23 protein-coding genes and 1 tRNA gene are annotated in these 21,076 nt (G+C 65.6%); 15 read left to right on the top strand and 9 right to left on the bottom strand.

Annotated elements, in window-relative coordinates; translation table 11 throughout:
- Positions 1–12 precede the first annotated feature (12 nt).
- The 5 genes from H5V44_RS07470 (at position 13) to H5V44_RS07450 (ending at position 3,983) form a co-directional block, all read left to right on the top strand.
- The gene (locus H5V44_RS07470) at positions 13–954 is read left to right on the top strand and encodes an AAA family ATPase (RefSeq protein ID WP_185192479.1); all 942 of its coding nucleotides are present in this window, start codon (positions 13–15) and stop codon (positions 952–954) included.
- 2 nt (positions 955–956) lie between these two features.
- Positions 957–1,850 (top strand): DUF58 domain-containing protein, encoded by an 894-nt coding sequence (locus tag H5V44_RS07465; protein ID WP_185192692.1) that lies wholly within the window; start codon positions 957–959, stop codon positions 1,848–1,850.
- Positions 1,851–1,932: 82 nt separating this feature from the next.
- Complete coding sequence (locus H5V44_RS07460) at positions 1,933–2,811, top strand: MFS transporter (RefSeq protein WP_185192478.1); 879 nt, start codon at positions 1,933–1,935, stop codon at positions 2,809–2,811.
- 37 nt (positions 2,812–2,848) lie between these two features.
- Positions 2,849–3,274: an EamA family transporter gene (locus H5V44_RS07455; protein ID WP_185192477.1), complete on the top strand. Its 426-nt coding sequence runs from the start codon at positions 2,849–2,851 to the stop codon at positions 3,272–3,274.
- 148 nt (positions 3,275–3,422) lie between these two features.
- Positions 3,423–3,983: a thioredoxin family protein gene (locus H5V44_RS07450; protein ID WP_185192476.1), complete on the top strand. Its 561-nt coding sequence runs from the start codon at positions 3,423–3,425 to the stop codon at positions 3,981–3,983.
- Positions 3,984–4,013: 30 nt separating this feature from the next.
- On the opposite strand, the gene guaB is transcribed toward H5V44_RS07450, so the two are convergent.
- Positions 4,014–5,513, bottom strand: a complete 1,500-nt coding sequence (guaB, locus tag H5V44_RS07445; RefSeq protein WP_185192475.1) for an IMP dehydrogenase — start codon at positions 5,511–5,513, stop codon at positions 4,014–4,016.
- A 561-nt stretch (positions 5,514–6,074) separates the two neighbouring features.
- Between guaB and H5V44_RS07440 the strand changes: the two genes are divergently transcribed.
- The 4 genes from H5V44_RS07440 (at position 6,075) to H5V44_RS07425 (ending at position 9,128) form a co-directional block, all read left to right on the top strand.
- The gene (locus H5V44_RS07440) at positions 6,075–7,058 is read left to right on the top strand and encodes a DUF5794 domain-containing protein (RefSeq protein ID WP_185192474.1); all 984 of its coding nucleotides are present in this window, start codon (positions 6,075–6,077) and stop codon (positions 7,056–7,058) included.
- A gap of 50 nt (positions 7,059–7,108) precedes the next feature.
- Positions 7,109–7,330: a DUF5795 family protein gene (locus H5V44_RS07435; protein ID WP_185192473.1), complete on the top strand. Its 222-nt coding sequence runs from the start codon at positions 7,109–7,111 to the stop codon at positions 7,328–7,330.
- A gap of 54 nt (positions 7,331–7,384) precedes the next feature.
- A tRNA-Trp gene (locus H5V44_RS07430) sits at positions 7,385–7,563 on the top strand.
- 848 nt (positions 7,564–8,411) lie between these two features.
- Positions 8,412–9,128, top strand: coding sequence for an FAD-dependent oxidoreductase (locus H5V44_RS07425; protein WP_185192472.1), 717 nt, complete (start codon positions 8,412–8,414; stop codon positions 9,126–9,128).
- A gap of 632 nt (positions 9,129–9,760) precedes the next feature.
- Here the strand turns inward: H5V44_RS07425 and H5V44_RS07420 are convergent.
- A complete protein-coding gene (locus H5V44_RS07420) occupies positions 9,761–10,141 on the bottom strand; it encodes a hypothetical protein (protein ID WP_185192471.1) in 381 nt (126 codons plus the stop codon).
- A gap of 764 nt (positions 10,142–10,905) precedes the next feature.
- Positions 10,906–11,235: a hypothetical protein gene (locus H5V44_RS07415; RefSeq protein WP_185192470.1), complete on the bottom strand. Its 330-nt coding sequence runs from the start codon at positions 11,233–11,235 to the stop codon at positions 10,906–10,908.
- A gap of 183 nt (positions 11,236–11,418) precedes the next feature.
- Here H5V44_RS07415 and H5V44_RS07410 point away from each other — a divergent pair, with 183 nt between their 5' ends.
- Positions 11,419–12,165, top strand: a complete 747-nt coding sequence (locus H5V44_RS07410) for a bacteriorhodopsin (protein ID WP_281381246.1) — start codon at positions 11,419–11,421, stop codon at positions 12,163–12,165.
- Between the two features lie 60 nt (positions 12,166–12,225).
- The gene (locus tag H5V44_RS07405) at positions 12,226–12,453 is read left to right on the top strand and encodes a hypothetical protein (protein WP_185192468.1); all 228 of its coding nucleotides are present in this window, start codon (positions 12,226–12,228) and stop codon (positions 12,451–12,453) included.
- A 10-nt stretch (positions 12,454–12,463) separates the two neighbouring features.
- On the opposite strand, the gene H5V44_RS07400 is transcribed toward H5V44_RS07405, so the two are convergent.
- From H5V44_RS07400 to H5V44_RS07390, 3 genes are all read right to left on the bottom strand, one after another.
- Positions 12,464–14,566 carry an AAA family ATPase gene (locus H5V44_RS07400; protein WP_185192467.1) on the bottom strand — a complete coding sequence of 701 codons (2,103 nt, stop codon included), beginning with the start codon at positions 14,564–14,566 and terminating at the stop codon, positions 12,464–12,466.
- On the bottom strand, positions 14,563–14,766 hold the full coding sequence (locus tag H5V44_RS07395; RefSeq protein WP_185192466.1) for a hypothetical protein: 204 nt from the start codon (positions 14,764–14,766) through the stop codon (positions 14,563–14,565). The genes H5V44_RS07400 and H5V44_RS07395 overlap by 4 nt, the downstream gene beginning before the upstream one ends.
- A 66-nt stretch (positions 14,767–14,832) precedes the next feature.
- On the bottom strand, positions 14,833–15,009 hold the full coding sequence (locus H5V44_RS07390; protein ID WP_185192465.1) for a hypothetical protein: 177 nt from the start codon (positions 15,007–15,009) through the stop codon (positions 14,833–14,835).
- A gap of 687 nt (positions 15,010–15,696) precedes the next feature.
- Here H5V44_RS07390 and H5V44_RS07385 point away from each other — a divergent pair.
- The gene (locus H5V44_RS07385) at positions 15,697–16,023 is read left to right on the top strand and encodes a DUF7526 family protein (protein ID WP_185192464.1); all 327 of its coding nucleotides are present in this window, start codon (positions 15,697–15,699) and stop codon (positions 16,021–16,023) included.
- A gap of 48 nt (positions 16,024–16,071) precedes the next feature.
- Positions 16,072–16,443 (top strand): RidA family protein, encoded by a 372-nt coding sequence (locus tag H5V44_RS07380; RefSeq protein WP_185192463.1) that lies wholly within the window; start codon positions 16,072–16,074, stop codon positions 16,441–16,443.
- A 98-nt stretch (positions 16,444–16,541) separates the two neighbouring features.
- On the opposite strand, the gene H5V44_RS07375 is transcribed toward H5V44_RS07380, so the two are convergent.
- The 3 genes from H5V44_RS07375 to H5V44_RS17970 all read right to left on the bottom strand — a co-directional run bounded on the left by H5V44_RS07375 (position 16,542) and on the right by H5V44_RS17970 (position 19,241).
- On the bottom strand, positions 16,542–18,266 hold the full coding sequence (locus tag H5V44_RS07375) for a hypothetical protein (protein ID WP_221625617.1): 1,725 nt from the start codon (positions 18,264–18,266) through the stop codon (positions 16,542–16,544).
- 202 nt (positions 18,267–18,468) lie between these two features.
- Entirely contained in the window at positions 18,469–18,927 is a 459-nt protein-coding gene (locus H5V44_RS07370) for a hypothetical protein (RefSeq protein WP_185192461.1), read from the bottom strand.
- Positions 18,928–18,932: 5 nt separating this feature from the next.
- Positions 18,933–19,241, bottom strand: coding sequence for a hypothetical protein (locus H5V44_RS17970; RefSeq protein WP_185192460.1), 309 nt, complete (start codon positions 19,239–19,241; stop codon positions 18,933–18,935).
- 125 nt (positions 19,242–19,366) lie between these two features.
- Here H5V44_RS17970 and H5V44_RS07360 point away from each other — a divergent pair, with 125 nt between their 5' ends.
- Both H5V44_RS07360 and H5V44_RS07355 read left to right on the top strand, forming a co-directional pair.
- Positions 19,367–19,942, top strand: a complete 576-nt coding sequence (locus H5V44_RS07360; protein ID WP_185192459.1) for a hypothetical protein — start codon at positions 19,367–19,369, stop codon at positions 19,940–19,942.
- Between the two features lie 351 nt (positions 19,943–20,293).
- Positions 20,294–21,037: a methyl-accepting chemotaxis protein gene (locus H5V44_RS07355; RefSeq protein ID WP_185192458.1), complete on the top strand. Its 744-nt coding sequence runs from the start codon at positions 20,294–20,296 to the stop codon at positions 21,035–21,037.
- Positions 21,038–21,076: the final 39 nt, after the last annotated feature.

Below are 21,076 nucleotides of genomic sequence, written 5' to 3'. Positions count from 1 at the left end.
CGACGGCACAGTATGAACGGCTCCGACGACGAGATCGACCGGATCCAGCGCCGGCTGGCCGCCCTCCGGAAGGAGGTCGGCAAACGGATCGTCGGTCAGTCCGACGTGATCGAACAGTTGCTGGTCTGTCTGCTCTGCGACGGCAACGCGCTGATCGAGAGCAACCCCGGGCTCGGGAAGACGACGCTGATCCGCACCGTTGCGGAGGCGACGGACCTCTCCTTTTCGCGGATCCAGAACACCCCCGACCTGATGCCCGCGGACATCACCGGCACCGAGATCATCCGCGAGGCGGGCGGCTCCCGGGAGTTCGTCTTCGAGAAGGGGCCGGTGTTCGCCAATCTGGTGCTGGCCGACGAGATCAACCGCGCCACGCCGAAGACCCAGGCCGCCCTGTTGGAAGCGATGCAGGAAAAGCAGGTGACGACCGCGGGCGAGACGCGGGAACTCCCGAGGCCGTTCTTCGTGCTCGCAACCCAGAACCCGATCGATCAGGAGGGGACGTACCCACTGCCGGAGGCGCAGACCGACCGGTTCCTGCTGAAGATCCTGGTCGAGTACCCCGACCGCGACGAGGAGCGGGCGATCGTCGACCGGTACACCACCGGCGCGCCCGACCCCGCCATCGACCGGGTGCTCTCGCGTGAGGGGCTCCAGCGGGCGCAACAACTCACCCGGCAGGTCCCGATCGCCGACGACGTCCGGGACCGGGCGATCGACCTGGTGCGGGCGACCCGTGAGGCCGACGACATCGAGTTCGGCGCCAGCCCGCGGGCGAGTATGGGGCTGGTGCTCGCCGCCAAGGCCCGAGCGTTCCTCGCCGGCCGGTCGCACGTCTCGGAGGCCGACGTCGAGGCGATGGCCCAGCCGGTGTTGCGGCATCGCCTGATCGTCGACTTCCGCGCCGAACGGGAGGGGATCACGCCCGACGACGCGGTCGCGGCGCTGCTGTGACGATGGGGATCGACGCCGACTTCCTCGAGGAACTGGCGCGGCTAGAAGCCACGCTCCGCCGCGAGACCGACTCCCGCCGCCAGGGCGAGCAACGCTCCCCGAACGTCGGAGAGGGGCTGACGTTCAGCGACTACCGCCGGTACACCCCCGGCGACGACGTTCGGCTGATCGACTGGCGGGTCCACGCGCGGACTGACGAGTACTTCATCAAGCAGTTCGAGGCCGAGCGCGACCTCACGGTCCACATCCTCGTAGACGCGTCGGCGTCGATGGCCTACGGGGAGGGCGACGCCGACAAGTTCGAGTTCGCCGCGAAGGTCGCGCTCGGGTTCGCGTACGTCGCCGCCGCGGGTCACGACACGTTCCGCGTCGCCGCGATCAACGACGGCGTCGAACGGCTGGACCGCCGCCGGTCGACTCGCGGGGAGATCCTCCGACTGCTCGAGGTGCTCTCCGGAATCGAACCCGACGGGCGGACCGACTTCCGTGCCGCCGTAGAGTCGTACGCGGGGACGATCACCTCGCGGTCGCTCGTGGTCGTCGTGAGCGACTTCCTCGAGGATCCCGACGCGATCGAGGACGGCCTAGCCGCCCTCGGCGACAGCGACGTGCTCTTGGTCCACACGGTTGCCCCCGCTGAACGGGACCCCGAGGCCACAGGCGACACCATCTTCGAGGACCCGGAGACGGGGGCGACACACCGGGCGTACTTCGCGGGCTCGACTGTCGACTCCTACCGGGATCGACTCCGATCGCACGTCGACGACGTGGCGGCGCTGGCCCGGACCCTCCGGGCCGAACACGCCGTAGTCGACACGGGCTCGGAGTTCTTCGAGACCTTCGCGGAGCTCTGGCGGCAGAACGCCGAGCGCGCCCGCGTCGACCCGCGCCGGTGACACTCGGGAACGCGGCCGGGACCGGTGGTGGCCCTTCGAGGGATCCGGCGGGTATACGTCGGTCCGACGCAGATCGCACGCCGTGACCGACGCACAGAGCCGCCGGGTCGTCTGGCTTGTCGCCGGGCTCACACTTCGTCAACCACGCCTATTTCGTGCTGCTGGCGCCGCTTGTGGGCGTGCTGGCATCTCTCGGTTCGACGTCAGCATCGCCGCCGTCGGCCTCGCGATCGGCGTCCAGAACGCGGTCGTGCTCGCCCTGCAGCTTCCGTTCGGTTGCGTCTCCGACGCCTACAGCCGGACGCCGGTGCTCGGACTCTCGCTGGGGGTCGGGACGCTCGGCGCGGCGGGGACTGCGCTCGCATCCTCCTACGCCTGGCTGCTCGCCGTGCAGGTGGTCGTGGGCGTCGGCGTCGCGGGCCACCACCCGGCGCACTACCCGCTTCTGGCGGCGGTCTCCACCGAGGGGACCCGCGGTCGGGGCTACAGCGCCCACGCCTTCGGCGGGTCCGTCGGGTTGGCCGCCCCGTTCGCGGTGGTCGCCGCCACGGCCGCGCTCGGGTGGTCCTGGCGGACCGCGGTCGGGACCGTCGTCGCCGTCGGGGCGACGTACTCAGCGTACTGTCTCCTGCGGTTCCGGGGCGTCGACGACGCGATCACCCGGCCGGGGCTGGCCGAGCGTCCCGACGGGCGGCCGAGGCTGCGCTCGGTGCCGGGTCGACTCGCCGGGTTGGCGCGGACGCGCGGTGGCCGACGGGATCCTCGGGCTCGCCGTCCTCGCGTCTCTCACGTCGGCGGCGTGGGCGATCCGGACGTACACTCCGGCGTTGCTCGCGACGGGCTATGGGCTCCCGGACGGGACCGCGAGCGCGCTCACCGCCGCGATGCTCGCGGTCGGGGCGGGCTGATACTCGTCGGCGGCGACCTCACCGACCGGGTCGGGGCCGACCCCGACGACTGATCGAAACCGTGAATCCCCGGGCGGGACGAGGCCGTGTATGAACTACCTCCCGTGGGCGCTGCTCGCGCTTTTCACCTACTCGCTCGTCCCGCCGCTGATAAGCGTCGCCACCACCGGTTCGGTCCGGATCCCGAGCAACGTCGCGGCGCTTTTCACCAACCTGATTCTCGTGGCGGGCACCGTGATCGTGGTCGCGTACAACCGCGAGGAGGCGCTGACGTACGTCTCTCACCCGATGTTCAAGTACGTCGCCCTCGCGGGGGTGTTCCTCCTCGTCGGGATCCTCGCGTACTACCGCGCGCTGTCCCTGGGCCCGGTGTCCATCGTCACGCCCATCTTCGGGATGTTCCTCGTGGTGAGTTCCGCGATCAGCATCGCGTTCCTGAGCGAGTCGCTGACCGCGCGGAAGGTCGCCGGAATCGTGCTAGGTATCGTCGCGGTCTACCTGGTCAGCGTGGAGTGATACGGATTATTGTAGTCAATTACCGGTCATCGCGACACCGTCTCCGGCGATGACCGGTAATTCGTTACAATAATCCGTATGAGGGTCAGACGGCGGGGACGCCTCCGGACGCACAACGTCTATGCCCGTCGGCGGCGTAGTCTCGCGTATGGTTCTGCTCGAATCCGACTCCGAGCTGTCAGTAGGTGACGACGCGCCCGACTTCGAGTTGCCCGCGGCCGGCGGCGGGACGTACGCGCTGTCGGAGTTCGCCGACCACGACGCCCTGCTTATCGTCTTCACCTGCAACCACTGCCCGTACGCCGAGGCGAAGCGCGAGGAACTGAACCACCTCGCCGGAGCCTACGGCGACCTCGCGGTGGTCGGGATCAACCCCAACGACGCCGAGGCCTACCCCGACGACTCCGTCGAGCGGATGGAAGAACGGGTCGAGGACGGCGAGGTCGAGTTCACGTACCTCCGCGACGGGTCCCAGGAGGTCGCACGCAGGTACGGTGCGGTCTGTACCCCGGACCCGTTCCTGTTTACGAACGACGGCGGGAGCTTTCGGCTGGCGCTGCACTCCCGGCTCGACGACGCGATGTCGCCGGATGAGACGCCCGACCGCTACGAGATGCGCGAGGCCGTGGAGGCGGTGCTTGCGGGCGAGGAGATCCCCTTCGAGGCAACGCCCTCGCAGGGCTGTTCGATCAAATGGAAGGACGAATAGCCGGACTCGGCCGAGCCTGAACCCGGACGGTCAGTCCCGATCGGGGCTGTAGTTGGGCGCCTCGTCGGTGATCATCACGTCGTGGGGGTGGCCTTCGGCCTGGCCGGCGCTGGAAACGCGAACGAACTCCGACCGCTGCTTGAACGCGGGGATTGTCGCGGCGCCGACGTACCCCATCCCGGAGCGCATCCCGCCGACGAGCTGGTGGAGTTCGGAGGCGAGCGTGCCCTTGTACGGCGTGGCGGCCTCGACGCCCTCGGGGACGAACTCCTCGCCCTCGTCTGCCTCCTTGAGGTAGCGCTCGCCGCCGCCGGACTTCATCGCGCCGACCGAGCCCATCCCGCGGTACTGTTTGTACTTCTTGCCGTTCATCGTGATGACGCGGCCGGGCGCCTCCTCGGTGCCGGCGAAGTACGAGCCTAACATTACGGCGTCCGCACCCGCAGCGATCGCCTTGATCGCGTCGCCGGAGTAGCGGATCCCGCCGTCGGCGATCACGGGCACGCCCTCGGGCGCGGCCACGTCTGCGACCTCCGCGACCGCGGTGATCTGTGGCATCCCGGCGCCGGAGACAACGCGGGTCGTACAGATCGACCCCGGGCCGATCCCGACCTTCAGCCCGTCGGCGAAGTCGACCGCGGCCTCGGCTGCCTCCTCGGTGCCGACGTTGCCGACCACGACGTCGGCGTCGACGGACTGCTTGATCTCGCGGGCGCTGTCGAGGACGTCGAGGTTGTGAGCGTGCGCGCAGTCGATGAACAGCACGTCGGCGCCGGCGTCGTCCGCGGCTTCGGCCCGGTCGGTCTCGAAGGGCCCGACCGCAACCCCCACGCGGAGCCGGCCGTCATCGTCGCGGGCGGCGTTTTCGTGCTCGCGGCGCTGGAGGATCCCCTGCATCGTCACCAGCCCGACCAGTCGCTCGTCGCCGTCGACGATCGGGACCCGCTCGATCTTGTGGTCGTACATCAACTCCAGCGCCGCGCGGGCGTCGACCTCCCGGGGCGCGGTGATGACCTCGTCGGTCATCGCTTCGCGGACCTGGTCGGACTCGCCGACTTCGAGATACGGCCGGATGTCGGTACCGGAGATGATTCCGAGGACGGTGTCGTCGTCGTCGACCACGGGCGCGCCGGAGACGCCCTCCCGTTCCATCATCGCGTCGACCTCGCGGACGGTCTGGGTCGGGCTCGCAGTCACTACGTCGTCACGGCGGATCACGAGTTCGTCTGCGCGCTTCACCCGGCTGATCTCGGCGACCATCCGCTCGACGTCCATATTCCGATGAAGGACGCCTAATCCCCCCTCGCGGGCCATTCCGACGGCCATCTCGCCCTCGGTGACGGTATCCATCGCGGCCGAGAGAATCGGGATGTTGAGTCGGACGTTCTTCGAGACGTGCGTCGATACGTCGGCGGCGTCGGGCTCGACCCGGCTCTCGGCGGGACGGAGCAGCACGTCGTCGAACGTCAACGCCTCCGGGACGCGGAGCTTCTCCGAGAACGGCTCGGTATCCGGAACGTCGTTCGCCATATAAACGGTCCACAGCCGACCGGCAAAAGCGTTGCGAGAACGCCGTCGGCGGTCCCGCCGTTCCGGGGTGGCCGCCGCCGGCCTCGCCCGTCGATGGCACCCGCCGGCAGTCTCCGCCGACCGATCCCGGAAGCGGACGTTCGTCCGCGCCTCGTGATACTGTCGGCTATAGTCGCGTGACGGATTTCGACACTCCGGGGTGTCGAAAGTCTTCACGTACTTATAGCCAACAGTATGAGGACATCCCACGGTCCTACGGTTTTCGGCGCCGTGGCTTCGGGGGTCGGGTGCCGTGGGCACGCGTCCCACGCAACGTTTAATATCCAGTCGGAGTCATCTTCTGGTATGGACTTCGAGTGTCCCACTGCATCGCGCATCGCGGGTCAGCCGACCTCCGCATTCAGCGCGAACTTTACATTTACAGCGATGCAGTCGTCCAAAAACGGGAACGGTGTTCCCGCGGACGTCGACCTCGGAGTGTCCGGCCGAGCCCGCGGCGCGATGCCGTCGGGCCCCCGGCCGTGTCGCCGTTCGGCCGATGGTGACGGCCTGTAGCTCCGGATGAGCGTTTCCAGACATCCGGTCGCGCTCCGGCTCGAACAGCGCGTCGGCCGCGGAACGCGGCTCCTGGCGACGGTGATGTCGCTGCCGTTGGTCGACGGCATCTTCCCCGCACTGATCATCGCGGGCGCGCTGAGCAGCCCGCTCGGGATCCTCGAAACCGGACTCCTGATCTTCGGCGGGTCGGCGACGGTCGCCGTCATCCTCGCGGAGATGGAGGGAAGCCGCCGGGAACAGATCACCTCGATCCTGCTTTTGGGCGCCCTGCTGCTCCCGCTTGCGGCCGTCGAGGCCCTCTTCGCGGAGACCCTGAGCACGATGCTGAACTTCGCGGTGTTCCAGCGGTTCGCGGGGCTGGTGATCCTCGCAGTCGCCGCGAAGACGGCCTCCGCGAAGGTGGGCGAGTACCTGCCCTCGCCGAGCATCATCATCGGACTCGGGCTGATCGCGAGCCTGGAACTCGGCGGCGCGGCGCTCGTGGTCGACCCCGACCTCGCGACGGTCGGCCGGGCGGTCGCGGCCGCCGGCGTCGGCGTGGGGTTCGCACTCGCGGTTGCGGCCTTCGGCCCGACGCTCCGCGGCGCGGTCGACCTCGACCGGTTCCGGTTCGGGAGTTCCGTGGCGCTCGGGATGCTCGCGATCGACGTCCTGGGGCTGTTGCCCACGCAGGCGCCGGTCGCGCTCGGCGTCCTCGGGGTCACGGCGCTGTTCGCGTACGACCCCTCCGCGGGGGGCGTCGACACCGAGTCGGTTGAGGCCGACCCCGAACCTGACGACGCGCCCGCCGAATCCGCCCCCGAGACGGACCCGTCGTCGGTCGCCCCCGACTCGGGGGTGCTGGCGTCGTTGTCGGAGGCGGTCTCCGGCGGCGACGAGCCCACCGAAGCGGAGTCGAACGCCGACGCCGCCGAGGACGCCGAGTCCGGCGGTGACGTCGGATACGGCTACCCCGAGACTGACAACTCCCGGTCGCCGTGGCTCTGATGCGGCCCCGGGCACGACGGATTTAGAAGCCTCCACACCGACAGACGGGTATGAGCAATCGCGTCGTGGAAGGCCGGATGGTCACTCCCGAGCGGCTCGCGGAGCTGGTCGAGGGGGAGCCGCCGCTCGAAGCCGAGTCGATCGAGGATGCTGAAAAGGCGTGTCCCGAGTGCGGCGAGAACGTCCTCTCGGTGGGGTATATGCCCAGCGTGACCGAGTTCGTGACGGCGTACAAATGCCAGGAGTGTTCGTGGTCGGACACCGACCGGTGACCGCGAACCGATCGAAATCCATTTATGACGGATCGGCATACACCGGGACGCAGTGGGGTCGTGGCCAAGCCCGGTATGGCGACTGACTCCAGAGGCAAAGCGCCCGGTGACGAGACTCCAGACTGATATACCGAGCGACCGACTGATCATCGGCCGCGACGACGACCCTCTGGAGTACCGAGGCGCGCACCGGAGATATCAGTCGATCGGGGGTTCAAATCCCTCCGACCCCATTCGTTCTGCGAACGATTACTAATCGCATTACGGGGTAGACCTTCTTATAAAGAAGACCCCCGTCCCGCCACTCCAATTCAACCACTCATCGAACGGTCTCCCGTCGCGTCTGGCGATTAGTTTCACGACGTGTAAGCACCAATAGCTTTACCCGGCAGAAAAGACCACAGAAGCGCCTGAATAGTAAACTAAGACACCAGTCAGCACAAGCAGGTGCTGTATCATATTGGATGTCACCCAATATATAACAAACAATAATGTTTAATCCCTTCGGCTGCTCTCCCGCGTTTGAGCAGGGAGGTAAGTATGGGACTACTTCTCATTAAACCGTGTTTTGATACTGTCGGCTATAGTCCCGTGACGGATTTCGACACCCCGGGGTGTCGAAAATCTTCACGTAGTTATAGCCAACAGTATGAGTTTTGACAGCTAGTTAACCCCTCGGCAACATACACAGACGTATGCTAAGCCACATCCTACAGACCCTGTACCCGGCCTTGCTTGCCGCAGTGAATTTCGCAATCGGCGGCGGGTTTCTGTATTTGAGAGGAGTGTCCCTGCTTGGAGTGCTGATGAGCGTTCTCGGATTTGCAGTGGCCTGTCACATCGTATGTCAAGCAGTAGGTCGAAGCGATGCTGCTCTCCGCGAAGTTACGCAGTCGTAGTCGTGAGAAAGTCGTCTCGTGTTGCTCTTAGTTAATGCAGTGAAGCAGCTATCGGCCTGATGGTATTGGTACTGGTTGTCGTGCAAGGTACGGAGGATGTAGTCACCACGGGAACTGCGTTATTTTCTCCATCTAGATTCTGAACCAACCGATAGAACGTGCCCACGGGCCGGGTGGTTTAGATGTGTGCAGTACTTATACTGTCTATCGCATCATTCCAAAAAGCGACTATTACCAGCGTCACCGAAATCAGTTCGGACTGCAAGCAGTATATTATAGAACTGAACGAGGGTACGTTCACCGGTGAGGCCGGGCAGCACACAGCACTTCAGACTGACAACGGCGTGAAACCGTATAGTGTCCTCGCGGTCGACGACACGAGGATCGGGCTGATGATCCGTGCGTACGGAACCGACGGTGTAGCCGACTATATGAATGCACGGTCGGTTGGAGATGTCGTTCAGGTGAACCCAAAGTTAACCGGGAGTCTCACCCTCCGGCGGACGGACCGACCAGCGGTGTTCATCGGCACTGGCACTGGTATTACTCCGATTATCGGGTTACTTCAGGCATACATCGCGGACGACGGTCCACAGGCAGTATTCATGTTTGGAGAAAAAACGCGCGATCAATTACTGTATAAGTCACTGCTTGAACAGTACGCGCTCACGAGATCGGTTGAAACCCGGTTTTCACTTTCTCGTGAGGAGTGGCACGGCCACACCGGATACATTCAAGAGCAACTTCCCGAAGTGATCAACACGGTCGGACAGGATGCAGATTACTACGTGTGTGGGGTACCAGCGGCAGTCGTCGCCACAAAAGACCGACTAGACGAGTTGGGCGTTCCATCGAGTTGCGTTCACACCGAGGGCTGGGAAGACGCTCACGTATCGTGATATCCGAAGTCGCACTCATTCGTTGCTGGCGACGGTTCGTTCACCGGTCAACGATCAGGCGATTCAGTGCTCGTGATCTGTCAGCCAGAACTGTTCCGTAGATCCCCTGTGCTGACCGATCCCTATCCCGTTGGCATTATACTATTGGCTATAACTACGTGAAGATTTTCCACACCCCGGGGTGTCGAAATCCGTCACGTGGCGATAGCCGACAGTATCAGTTCGTACCACATTCGCGCCCTCCGTCTTGCATAGCGCGCCCTAACAGAATACAGAGAGAACTGCTTCGGTGTCTTCGGTAAGGGCTTCTCGTGTTTGTCTGACCATATGCGCTGTGACGAAGTGCTGATACTGTTGGCTATAAGTACCTGAAGATTTTCGACACCCCGGGGTGCCGAAATCCTTCACGCGACTATAGCCGACAGTATGAATCAAACGAGAATGCTCCCACAAGCCTCAACCGTGCCAGTGTATAACAGGCTGATACGGTATGACTCAACCCATTGTGCGTACAGACAGATCAGCATTTGAGCGCGTTCGCGATGCAATACTCAATCGTGGCAACCCCGATGATAATCAAGAACAGACAGGACCCGGAGCGCCCACGTCTGGATGAGAGGGCGTCGGGTGTTCTATAGCTCTTCTAACACCTGCTTCCGGTTGGCTGCTTTTTGATCTTCAGTTCGAGCATCATAGTGGGTTTCGAGAACGCTGACGCTCACGTTCGCCCTGCCACTAATCTTCTCCTTCGGGATGTCCTGATTGAGATGATACGTGATTGCTGATCGCCGCAGTGGGTGTGCTGAAAGCGACGAGGGACAGCCGGACGCTTGTTTCTTTGTGGTCGCATCACACCCGTCGGGATCTCTGTCGTGAGGACAGCCCGTCCCGACACAGCAGGGCCGAGTGATTGCATAGAGATCCTTGCGAAGGATTGAGTCGTACAATCGGCGAGTGGGTGTGGTGAACAGCGGTTCTCTCCCGCCCTTCTCGGTGACGGATTCCCTGTTCATAGAGCGTGTTATAGAACTCTTCACACACTATGGTCAGTCTACTTACTTTTATAGTAGGTTATTAGCTTAGAAGTACGTGCACTTAGTGCACGAAGTTTAGAATCGGCCAGAGAGTGCCTCTTCGTTTCCGAATAATGATTTCTCGAACCCGTTCAACGTGGTCCGTTTCAGATTGAACGAATGCTGTGAGGATGGCTTCGACGATCTCGGAGCGGCTGGCTCCGGGATCGTCACACTCAGCGACCAGTTCATCCACTTCTCGCACGATTCCCTCGTCAACAGCGATGCCAAACTTCTCTTTCGGCACAGCTAAGACAATCTAAGAACAGCGTGCAGCAAGTATACGGCGGTTTCAATTTGTCTAAGCTGATTCAGCGAGCTCTGTGAACTCTTCTGTGACACGCTCGTTTAGAAGGTAGGATGGAGCTACAAGAACTCGACAGGGTTGGCTCGGCGTATGTTGATACTGTCGGCTATAGTCGCGTGAAGGATTTCGACACCCCGGGGTGTCGAAAATCTTCAGGTACTTATAGCCAACAGTATGAATTGCGTAGGTGGTTTCACACACCGTCTCGGTGGACGTATCTCCCCGACGCGAAGCGACGGTCACCCGGTGCCGACGGATCGGCGTAGTCAAGCGACCCCGCTGTCGAGGGGGCGGCCGGACGCCGTCGCCCGGGTCGACGCCTCGTACGTATTATTGTTGCCGGTCATCGCCGGAAACAGCGTCGGCGATGACCGGTAATTGACTACAATGATTCGTATCAGTACTCGTGGAACACGCGCCCGCAGTCCGTGCACTTGATCTTGCTCGACCGGAACCAGGAGCTGGTTTTGAGTACCGCGCCGTGGCAGTCCGGACAGACACCCATTGAGTTCCCGTCCGCCACCCGCGTCGAGAGGTCGAGCAGCAGGTCCTCGAGTTCCTCGATGCGCTCTTGCTGCTCGTTGACCAGCTCCTCGAGGTCCTCAACGCTCTCGGTGTCCTCGATCGCGTCGGCGTCGAGCACCGCCCTCGTCTGCTCGTCAGTTGACTCCGTCTCGGCGTCAGCCTCCCGGGTCTGGGTCTCCTCCGCTTGGGCCTCGTCGGACATACTCTACCATTAGAAAATTATATGAATTGAATCTATTGGTAGAGTCGGATTCGTTCGCTCTCCCGGATCCGACCGGCGATCTCTTTCCATCCGATCGCTCACACCCCACTAGTTTGGGTGTTCCTTTAATATGAACTACTGGTAACGATAGACTGGGTTATGGTGCTAGGTAAACTACAAACGTTGCAGGCATCGCTCGGCGTCGAGGGCGAGGGCATCTGGCTCGCGCTCGGGACAGTCGGAATGCTCCTCGGTATGTTGTACTTCATGTCCAAGGGGTGGGACGTAGAGGATCCCGAAGAGGAGGAGTTCTACGTCATCACCATCCTCATCGCGGGGATCGCGGCCGCGTCGTATCTGTCAATGTTCTTCGGGTTCGGCCTCACCGAGGTCGAACTCGTGAACGGCCGGGTCATCGACGTTTACTGGGCCCGGTACGCAGACTGGCTGTTCACGACGCCGCTGCTGCTGCTGGACATCGGCCTGCTGGCCGGTGCTAGCAACCGCGACCTCGCGACGCTCATCACCATCGACGCCTTCATGATCGTCACCGGCCTCGCCGCGACGCTCATGAAGGTCCCGGTCGCCCGCTTCGCCTTCTGGACGATCAGCACCATCGCGATGCTGTTCGTCCTGTACTACCTGGTCGTCACCGTCGGCGAGGCCGCCTCGGCCGCCGACGAGGACACCCAGTCGACGTTCAGAGTCCTCCGGAACCTGATCCTCGTGGCGTGGGCGGTCTACCCGGTCGCGTGGCTCGTCGGGACGGAGGGCCTCGGGCTCCTCAGCCTGTACGGCGAGACGCTGCTGTTCATGATCCTGGACCTGTCGGCGAAGATCGGGTTCGGGTTCATCCTGCTCCGCAGTCGGGCCATCGTCGGTGGTGGCTCCGCCCCGACGCCCTCGGCTGACGCCGAAGCCGCGGACTGATCCGCGACCCACCCGGCTTCGATCCGCGCGGTTTTTTATTGCCTCCCCCGACAATAGTGTATGAGTACCGCTGACGACGTCCCCGATTCGCTGAGTTACCAGTCGCTCGCCGGGCTGCTGCTGTCGACGGGACTCGCCATCTTCGGCCTCTTCGCGCTCCCGCTGTTCCAGTCGTTCGGGTTGGCGTTCCGGCCCGCGTTCTGGCTGGTCTTGGGGATCGAGGCCATCGCACTGGCGGGCGTCGTCGTCTCGATACTGACGCTACACCGCAGGCGGACCATCGAATAGCCCGCTCCCGCTACTCGAAGCGGTCGAAGGACTCGTAACGCGACCGCGCTTCGGCCGACAGGGAGGGACTGACGGCGTCGAGCCCGTGTCGCAAGTGCTCGGCTTCGATCCTGATCGCCGGGTGACCGTCGCCGGTGGCGGGCGGGTCCGACGCGTCGGCCAACCGCGATTCGATCGCCGCCAGCCCGGCCTCCCGGACCACCGCGGCGATGTCGCTACCGGTGTACCCGTCGGTCCGCTCGGCGAGCCCGTCCGAATCGAACGGCGCTGTATTCTTGTCCGCCAGGTGGATCCGAAAGATCTCGGCCCTGGCCGCGTGATCGGGAAGCGGGACCGACACGACGCGGTCGAACCGACCCGGGCGGAGTAGCGCGTCGTCGAGCCGCCGCGGCCGGTTAGTCGCCCCGAGGACCGTGATTCCCTCCCGGCCCTCGACCCCGTCGAGTTCGGTCAGGAGCTGTGAGACGACGCGCTCGGTCGCGGGGGAGTCGCTGTCCTGCGTCCGGGTGGCGCCGATGGCGTCAACCTCGTCGAAGAACAGCACGCTCGGCGAGTTCGAACGCGCGCGCTCGAACACCCGGCGGACCGCACGCTCGCTCTCGCCCACGTACCGGTTCATCAGCTCCGGGCCGTTGACCGCGACGAAGTTCGCCTCGCTCGAGGACGCAACCGCGCGCGCGAGCAGCGTCTTCCCCGTCCCGGGTGGGCCGTACAGGAGCACCCCCGCGGGCGGTTCGATGTTGAGGTCCTCGAACAGCTCCGGGGCAACTAGCGGCCACTCGATGGCGCGCGTCAGCTCCCGCTTCGGCTCCTCCAAGCCGCCGATGTCGTCGAACGTCGTCGTCGGCACGTCGACCGTCGTTCCGTCGAGCCCGCTCGGCTCGGTCTCCGCGAGCCCGCGTTCGAGGTCGGCCTCTGAGACGGCCACGCGGTCGCCGTCGGACCGCTCGATCGCGGACTCGACCGTCGTCAGCCACAGTGAAACGAGGTCGGCAGCGACGTACCCGAAGGCCCGCCGGCTCACCGACTCGATTTCGATGGACGACCTGGTCGGCGTCCCCGCCGCCAGCGTCGAGAGGACCGCGCGTCGGTCCGCCCGGCCGGGCTCGGAAACCTCGATGCACTTCGAGAGCCGGGCGCCCTGCCGCAGGTCCGAGGGAATCTCGGAGGGATCAGTCACCTCGGCCACGACGGCGGTGTCGACCACCGTCCGCAGCCGGTCGAGCCACGACCGGATCGCAGCCACCGTGTCCGCGCCGGCCTCCTCGACGACCGTATCGAACGCGTCGACGTGGACGATCCCCCGGCCGCTGGCCTGTGCGGTCGTCGCGACCGAGTGGAGGTACTCGTCGGCCGCCGACGCCCCCGCCGACAGCAGCCGCTGGGGGTTGACCCGGTTGATCGTGGCGTCGGTGGCCCACGCCGCGTACCGCAGGAGGTGAGTCTTGCCGACGCCGTGCGGACCCGACAGTAACAGCCCGACCCGGCGGGCGGTGGCGTCGGTTGCGTCGTCGCTGGCCTGAAACAGGGTATCGAGCGCCGACACCAGCTCGGCGGCGACCTCGTCGTAGCCGCCGACCGCGGAGTCCGGGATCGGAGTGGCGTGTGCCGCGGTGCCGACCGGAGCCGGGCCGGGATCGATCCCGATCTCGGTTTCGGAGCCGACGACGACCGGACCCGGGGGCTCGGTCGACAGCACCCGGAACGGGACGTCGAGCGACCCGTCGAACAGCGAGACCGACACCGTCTCGCCCTCCGTCACGGGCGTGTCGCCCATCGCCTCCCTGAGCAGGGCCTCCCCGCCGCGAACCGACAGCCGCGGGATCGGGGCGACGGTCACGCTGTCGGCGTCGGCAAGGTCGACGGCGGCCACCGCGATCCGCTCGCCGCCGTCGACATCGAGCCGGTCCGCGACCGACGGCGCGAGACGGACAGTTCCGCCCGCGAGGTCATCGGCGGGACGCACGGACGCAACGACCTCGCGGTCGATACCGTACCGGAGCGCGACCACGTCGTCCTCGGCGACCCCGAGCCGGTCGGCGATCGCCGACGGGACGGCGCATCCCTCGATCGTATCGTCGATCGCGGCGGTGAGTGTGACCGACTGCGTCATACGCCGTCCGACAGGACATCCGGGAGCGGACTCCCGTACAGAGCGTACCGAACGATCATAAACGCCGCAATCGCGAACGGCGTCGCCAGGATCGTCGTATAGATCGTCACCTGGAGGAGGTAACCGACGACGTTGGCGACGACAACGGTAGCGACCGCCGCCGCTATCGGGAACTTGTCCTCGGAGTGGAGGCCACTCATCGAATCACCTGCCGGATCGGCCGGACGTGTGTGTCGTGTCTCCTGAACATAGTGGGTTCCGTGCGTTCACCGCCGCGCCGCGAGGCTGCTGGCGTACCGCCCCATCACCACGAGCATCGCCGCGATCGCCCCGAAGATGACGATCTGGATCGAGTTGCCGTTGAGCCCAACAAAGAGCCCGAACCCCAGCACGAGCACCGCCCCCACAACGTGAGCGCCGAACACCGCTTGCGGGCCGTTCATCGTCGCGGACCGATCCCTCCGCAGGAAGGTCGGGGTCGGTCCGTCGTACGGCCGGCGGTCGAGGCTCGATCCGCCGCAGCCGTCTCCGGCCGGCTGTCGCCGGGGGCGGTCGGTCGTCTCGCGGGACAGGGAGGCCCCGGCGGGATCGGTGCGGGCGTCCGCCGACGCGCGGCGGGGGTCCGGGTCGGGTGTGGGTCTCCGTTGGACATACGTTTTCACTCCGGGGGGCGGTCGCCGAGGCGACGCTCGGCAACCGCTGCGGCGTGTTACCCGTACTTTGCGCCGCCCCGGTTTGTTCTTTGCGGGAGCGGACTCGGAACACGGAGCCGCCGGACGCGCAGCCGACCGGTCGGCGGCCGGAACCCGGGTTCATACTGTCGGCTATAATCGTGTGACGGATTTCGACACCCGGGGTGTGGAAAATCTTCACCGAGTTATAACCGACAGTATCAGTCGCACCACCGTGGCGTCAGGTACGGACCGGCAGCGTCTCGCGGCGAGTGCCGGCCTCGTCGCCCTCGTGGTCCCGAGAGTGGTCGTTTGCCGGGCGGATCCCGTCGAAACCGGCCGGCCTCTGGAGTCGGCCGTCCGGTCCGCCGCGGGGGGACCCACGGATCTCGCTGCCGGGCCGCTCTTGCCCCCGAACCGGCCGTTTTAGTGTCACGCGTGCTATTCATACGTACCGAGATGTCGGAGCAGTTTCGCGGCGAGGTCCTCCACATCGTTTCCCCCGAGGAGGCCTCCGACCACGACCTCGAACCGGCGATGGAACGGCTGGTTGGCTCCCGGTCGATCCTGGTTTGCCGCCGCGGCGGCGCCCCGTCGCTGCTGGAGCTCCTATGGGCGTTCCTCCGCCGGGATCCGATCGAACCGGTGACTATTCTTGCCGATGTCGACGAGGGGACCATCACGGAGGGCGACGAGATCACCGCCCAGGTCGCCGGGACGGAACTCGCGGGCGTCTACACGACGTCGGGGCCGGTGACCATCGGCTCCGGCCACGCCGGGGGATGAAAGCCGTCCCGCGGGGAGGTTTTTGCCCGCGCCCGACGTGCGGAGGGTATGCAACCGATCGCACCCGATCTGAACGTCGAATCGGCACCACTCTCACCGGCGATGCGACACGACGGGCGCATCTACGTCTCCGGGCAGGTCCCGATCGATCCCGACACCGGGGCGATCGTCGGCGACACCATCGAACCACAGGCCGGACAGGCCCTCGAGAACGTCCGGTCGGTCCTCGCGGAAGCCGACGCGTCGCTCTCGGACGTGATCAAAGTCCAAGTGTTCCTCGTCGACACCGACGACTTCCCCGGGTTGGACGCCACCTACGCCGAGGTGATGCCGGAGCCGTACCCCGCCCGGAGCGCGTTCGAGGTCGGCGGCCTGGCCGCGGACGTGCGTGTCGAGATCGAAGCCATCGCGGTGGTGTGACCGCGGCGACCGGCACAAAAGCGGGAGACCGCGGCGGCGACCACTCCGGGCCCGAAGCGCACTGGACCGGCGGGGCGAGGACCCGTCGACCGGCGCGTTCAGGCGGCCGTAGTTGATTCGTTTGTCGTAGTCGCCGAGTCGTTCGTCGCGGTCGCCGTCCCGTTGACGACAGTGACGCGGTCGTCGTCGGGCGGCACGATCGACGTATCCTGGCCGGACCTGACCGGGATCCGCTCGACGACCTCGCCGGTCTGGTTGGTGACGACGATGTAGTAGATGATGTCGCTGTCCGTCCCGTCGTCTGGCGCGCCCTCGTCGTCCCGGTCACCGTCGGTCGTCGACTCGTTGATGTCTCCACGGATGAACGCGCGGGTCTCGTTGTCGGTCTCCACTGCGATGGCCGCCCCGGAGTCGGCGTTCACGAACACGTTCCGGGTCACGTCGGTGAAGTCTACGGGGGAGACCTTGATGTGCCACCAGAGGTCCTCGTCGACGATCGTCGGGACGGGTTCGGTCACCACGAAGTTCCGCCCCCAGTTGGTCTGGGAGTCCTCCGATCGGGCGATCCCCATCGCGCGCTCCGGTCCGGTGAGCGTCTCGCGGTCGGTCCCGAAGAAGGTGTACTCGCCGGTTTCGGCGTCGGCGAACCACACCTCGTCGAGCCCGCGGCTGTCGGCGCCGTAGGGCTCCATCGCGGTCACGTACGACAGCCGCTCGCCCGCCAGGTCGATGATGAACGGCTGTCTGTTGTCCGCGCCGTCGGGAAGCGTTGCGAGCTCGACCTCTCCCCTGTGGGCACCGACGACGGGCAGTTGGTTCACGATCCCGTTGCGGTACCCCAGCGACCCCATCTCGGCCCGCGTGAGCGAAACCGGGTAAAGCCGCTGGCCGTCGAGGATCTCGCTCGATTGGGCTTCCTCGGGAGCCAGGTGCCGGATCTCGCCGTCGGGGAACACCAGGGCACCGCCGTCCCACACCGGAACCGTGTGCGGGAACGGGACCAGCCGCCACTCGTGGCCGGTCTTCGGGTAGTACATGTACGGCGTCCCGTCGTGGGTGAACTCCACGGCGTCGTCGTTGTACCGCGCGAGGTAGTCGGTCTTCTTCAGCTGCCAGTCGGCAGAGCGGTGGAGGAACATCCCCTCGCCGTAGGTGAAGTCCGTGTCGTCGAAGGTTTCGGTCCGGCGCTCGTCGATCCGGGTCATGTCCGCGAGCAGCACCCCGCGCTGGTTCTCGAGGAGCGTGTTCCGGAAGCCGTCCGGCTCGATCGGATACGACCACGCCAGCGACCCGTCCTCGCGTCGTGCGATGTCGCTTGTCCCCAACCGGTGCTGCCGGTAGGAGACCTCACCGCGGGTCGTCACCTCCGAGACACGTCGGGGGACGACTCGCGGGTTCTCCGGGTTGGCTTCGGGGAACGCCTCGACCTCGGTGGCGTCGGCCATCGTCTCCTGCGCGAGGGTACGCTGTTCGAACGTGCCGCTGATCCCCCCGACGAGCAAGGAGACCGCGATCAGGAGGCCGACGATCACGGCCAGCAGCCGGAATTTCGCGGCCGCGGTGCCGTTGTCCGTCCCCACCAACTCCCCCAGCGAGTCTGGGCCGTCGGACACCACGTCGAGGTCACTCGACCCGCCTACCCCGGACCCGGCGGACCGAAGCCGATCCGGCGGCAGATACCAGAGCACGACGGCGGCGAGGCTGCCGCCGCCGACCACGAGGAGGCCGGTCGGCGAGTAGATCGCCGAGTAGACCAGTCCGTGCCAGATCGGCCGCGTGACGTAGCCGAACGCGACCACCACGACGAGGACGAGGGTTCGCACACCCAGGTACGCGAGTATGGCTCGGTCCGGGCCAGGGGTGTCGGTCGGAGGGGTCCGTTCGGGACCGTCGTCAGGGGGCGGCTGAGTACCCATCCTCCTCCGGTTCGTGCTCCGGGTACGTATGTGGTCCGGCCCGGACCGCGCGGGCGCGGCACGGAGCCGCCGCTCGATGGGACCACGACGTACACAGGACCGAGGCGGCTCACCCCTGTGCTGCGCGCGACAGTTCCGAAAGCGTCGCCGCGGATCGGAGGTCGCCGACGGTGCAGTACCACGCGCCACGGACGCCGTTGCGGTCGTTGACGACCGGCTCCGCCAGCGGGATCAGCGCCCCGAGTTCGAACACGACCACGACGCGTTCCTCCGAGAAGGGATCGATGGTGGCGACCCAGTCCGATTCCGTCATCGGCCCGGGCTCCCTGCGGGTCTGCTCGGTCCGCTCCGAGACCGGCGCGTAGTGGGTCACCGCCGAGACCGGATCCGTCCGGTAGAACGCCATGTACGCGAACGCCTCGCGGGTCCGGTCGTACGACCGCGGCGCGGGGTACAACCCCCGTCGACACCGCTCGAACGTGTCGGGTTGGACGGCGACGACACAGACGGATGCGTCCGTCGGAGCGTCGTCGGCAGGCCGATCCGACGCGAACCGATCGAGATCCATACCGCTTACAGGGCCCGCACGGTCAAGAGTTCCCGCCCTCGTCGGTGTCGGGTGAACGCTATCGGGGGGTCGATAGGACAATCAGGTACCGACCGGCTGATACGTCCCGGAAGTCGGTGGACGTAGACCTCCGGGATGTCGACGGGGAGCCGTTCGGCGACGTCCTGTCGGCACTCGAAGGTCTCGCTCCCGGCGAACCCCCTCCTCGTCAACAGCTTCGAGCCCGAACCCCTCTCCGAGGTGCTGGAGCGCCGCGGGTTCGCCCACGAGACACGCACCCGGAGGCGAACGTCCGGCACGTCGGGATCACGCATACCTGGCCGGCATCCAGTGATCGCGAACGCGGCAGAACCGCCCGGGATGCACCCGGCCGCATCGGGACTGGCGGCCGAACATCTTCGCAAACACCCCTATTCGGGCCGGGACGCGACCTCCGTGCATGGCGAGCATCTCCGGCCTGTTCGGCACCGAAGCGGGGTTCGACGACTACGACGAGGTCGTTCCCGATCACCTTCCGTCGGTCGGCCCGTTCCTGGCGGACCACGACCTCCTGACCGGGCGGGAGCACGCCGCGTTTCACCGATTGACTCGGGAGTCGTTCGAGAAGCGAACCGTCTACGATATGACGTTCGACTACAACCTGGCCCGGTTGAACCTCGATTCCCGACACGAGGCGGCGGGCTACCGGTACGCCCGGGAGCGCCCCGACGCCGGCGACGCGGTCTCCCGGGACGGCACCGATCGGGTGTTGCGCGCGGAGTTCACCCCGACCACGCCGTTCTGCCCGCAGACCCACACGCTGACGGTCGGATCGTTCCGCGCGTGGAACGGCCTCGGCGGGCGCCACGAGTACGATCTGGTCCGGGTACGCGCATCCCCGATGCACCACGAAAGCGGGGCGATCAACGACGAACTCGCGTCGCTCGAAGCGTCGTATCTGGAACGCGGCGAGGTTCCCGACGGCGGCGAAACTGGACTCGCGGATGCACCACCGACGGGGCGACCGACCGGATAATCGAGCGGAACACACCCGTTCAACGATCCGTTCTGAGGGGAACCGGGGCCGTCTCATACGGATTATTGTGACTAATTACCGGCCATCGCCAGAGACGGGGTCGGCGATGACCGGCGATTGACTACAGTAATCCGTCTCAGTCCTCGGAGTTTTCCTCGTGGGCGTCGGGGTGGTTCTCCTTTGCGTGCTGTTTCAGGTCTTCAAGCGTATCGAACGTTGCCCCGCAGTCGCAGGCGTGAATGTCGTCGTCTGACATCGCATCTGATACTCGGGCGCCAACGATTAAGTATCCCTCTCCACTGTGTGGCAGTATCGCACAGGTGACGGATCGTAACCGCTGACACACAGACTATGTCACGCAGAACTGAGGCTGACGCGAACGATGCGGGCGCCGGTTCGGTGGACGAACTCGCAACCGACCACGCGGAACTGCTGTCGCTGATCGGCACGGAGTTCAGCGAGTCCAGCGAAGCCATCGAGGCGCTGTCGCGGAACGCCGCCGCCGCCAACAGATCGAGCTCCGAGACCGTGGACCGCGCCGAAACCGCACAGTCGTCGGCCGAGGATGCCCGCGACGACGTAGCGGAGGCGAGGGATGCCGCAATCGCGGCACAGGACCGACTGGAGACCCTGCAAACGACGTTAGACGAGATCGGCGAGATAACCGAAATCCTCAACGAAATCGCGGAACAGACGAACGTTCTCGCGTTGAACGCGTCGATCGAAGCCGCTCGCGTCGGCGACGACGGCGACGGGTTCGCAGTCGTTGCAGACGAGGTCAAGAGCCTCGCGGAGCAGGCCAGCCGGCAGGCGACTGAGATCGACGACATCGTCGCGGAGGTTGAGTCGGAGGCCGACGCCACGATCGATCGGATCAGGGCGGTCGACGATCGAACCGATGCCGCCGCGGATTCGATCGCGGGGACCGTCGACGACCTGGACGAAATTGCCGCGAGCGCCGTCGATACCTCGGAGAGTGTCGACGATATGGCTGACACGACACAGGTCTTCGCCGACGACGTCAACGACCTCGCAAACAGGATTATGAACGCGATCACGCAGGCCAACGAACTCGACGAACGTCTCGGCGAGTGATGCGGTCCCGGTCGGTTCGGAGTACTGGGCGCCGGGGAG

The organism is Halobellus ruber, assembly GCF_014212355.1.
Taxonomy (GTDB): Archaea; Halobacteriota; Halobacteria; order Halobacteriales; family Haloferacaceae; genus Haloquadratum; species Haloquadratum rubrum.
The sequence above is the reverse complement of the archived record's forward strand: the minus strand, read 5'-3'. Positions and strand labels throughout refer to the sequence as shown.

Bases quoted from the DNA above. Each gene is read 5' to 3' on its own strand.
- H5V44_RS07390 (WP_185192465.1), bottom strand. From the start codon at position 15,009: ATGAACGGCCCGCAAGCGGTGTTCGGCGCTCACGTTGTGGGGGCGGTG.
- H5V44_RS17970 (WP_185192460.1), bottom strand. From the start codon at position 19,241: ATGCGTGATCCCGACGTGCCGGACGTTCGCCTCCGGGTGCGTGTCTCG.
- H5V44_RS07435 (WP_185192473.1), top strand. From the start codon at position 7,109: ATGAGCAATCGCGTCGTGGAAGGCCGGATGGTCACTCCCGAGCGGCTC.
- H5V44_RS07360 (WP_185192459.1), top strand. From the start codon at position 19,367: ATGGCGAGCATCTCCGGCCTGTTCGGCACCGAAGCGGGGTTCGACGAC.
- H5V44_RS07415 (WP_185192470.1), bottom strand. From the start codon at position 11,235: ATGTCCGACGAGGCCCAAGCGGAGGAGACCCAGACCCGGGAGGCTGAC.
- H5V44_RS07425 (WP_185192472.1), top strand. From the start codon at position 8,412: ATGTGTGCAGTACTTATACTGTCTATCGCATCATTCCAAAAAGCGACT.
- H5V44_RS07355 (WP_185192458.1), top strand. From the start codon at position 20,294: ATGTCACGCAGAACTGAGGCTGACGCGAACGATGCGGGCGCCGGTTCG.
- H5V44_RS07450 (WP_185192476.1), top strand. From the start codon at position 3,423: ATGGTTCTGCTCGAATCCGACTCCGAGCTGTCAGTAGGTGACGACGCG.
- H5V44_RS07405 (WP_185192468.1), top strand. From the start codon at position 12,226: ATGAGTACCGCTGACGACGTCCCCGATTCGCTGAGTTACCAGTCGCTC.
- H5V44_RS07395 (WP_185192466.1), bottom strand. From the start codon at position 14,766: ATGAGTGGCCTCCACTCCGAGGACAAGTTCCCGATAGCGGCGGCGGTC.
- H5V44_RS07455 (WP_185192477.1), top strand. From the start codon at position 2,849: ATGAACTACCTCCCGTGGGCGCTGCTCGCGCTTTTCACCTACTCGCTC.
- guaB (WP_185192475.1), bottom strand. From the start codon at position 5,513: ATGGCGAACGACGTTCCGGATACCGAGCCGTTCTCGGAGAAGCTCCGC.
- H5V44_RS07380 (WP_185192463.1), top strand. From the start codon at position 16,072: ATGCAACCGATCGCACCCGATCTGAACGTCGAATCGGCACCACTCTCA.
- H5V44_RS07385 (WP_185192464.1), top strand. From the start codon at position 15,697: ATGTCGGAGCAGTTTCGCGGCGAGGTCCTCCACATCGTTTCCCCCGAG.
- H5V44_RS07420 (WP_185192471.1), bottom strand. From the start codon at position 10,141: ATGAACAGGGAATCCGTCACCGAGAAGGGCGGGAGAGAACCGCTGTTC.
- H5V44_RS07440 (WP_185192474.1), top strand. From the start codon at position 6,075: ATGAGCGTTTCCAGACATCCGGTCGCGCTCCGGCTCGAACAGCGCGTC.
- H5V44_RS07465 (WP_185192692.1), top strand. From the start codon at position 957: ATGGGGATCGACGCCGACTTCCTCGAGGAACTGGCGCGGCTAGAAGCC.
- H5V44_RS07400 (WP_185192467.1), bottom strand. From the start codon at position 14,566: ATGACGCAGTCGGTCACACTCACCGCCGCGATCGACGATACGATCGAG.
- H5V44_RS07470 (WP_185192479.1), top strand. From the start codon at position 13: ATGAACGGCTCCGACGACGAGATCGACCGGATCCAGCGCCGGCTGGCC.
- H5V44_RS07370 (WP_185192461.1), bottom strand. From the start codon at position 18,927: ATGGATCTCGATCGGTTCGCGTCGGATCGGCCTGCCGACGACGCTCCG.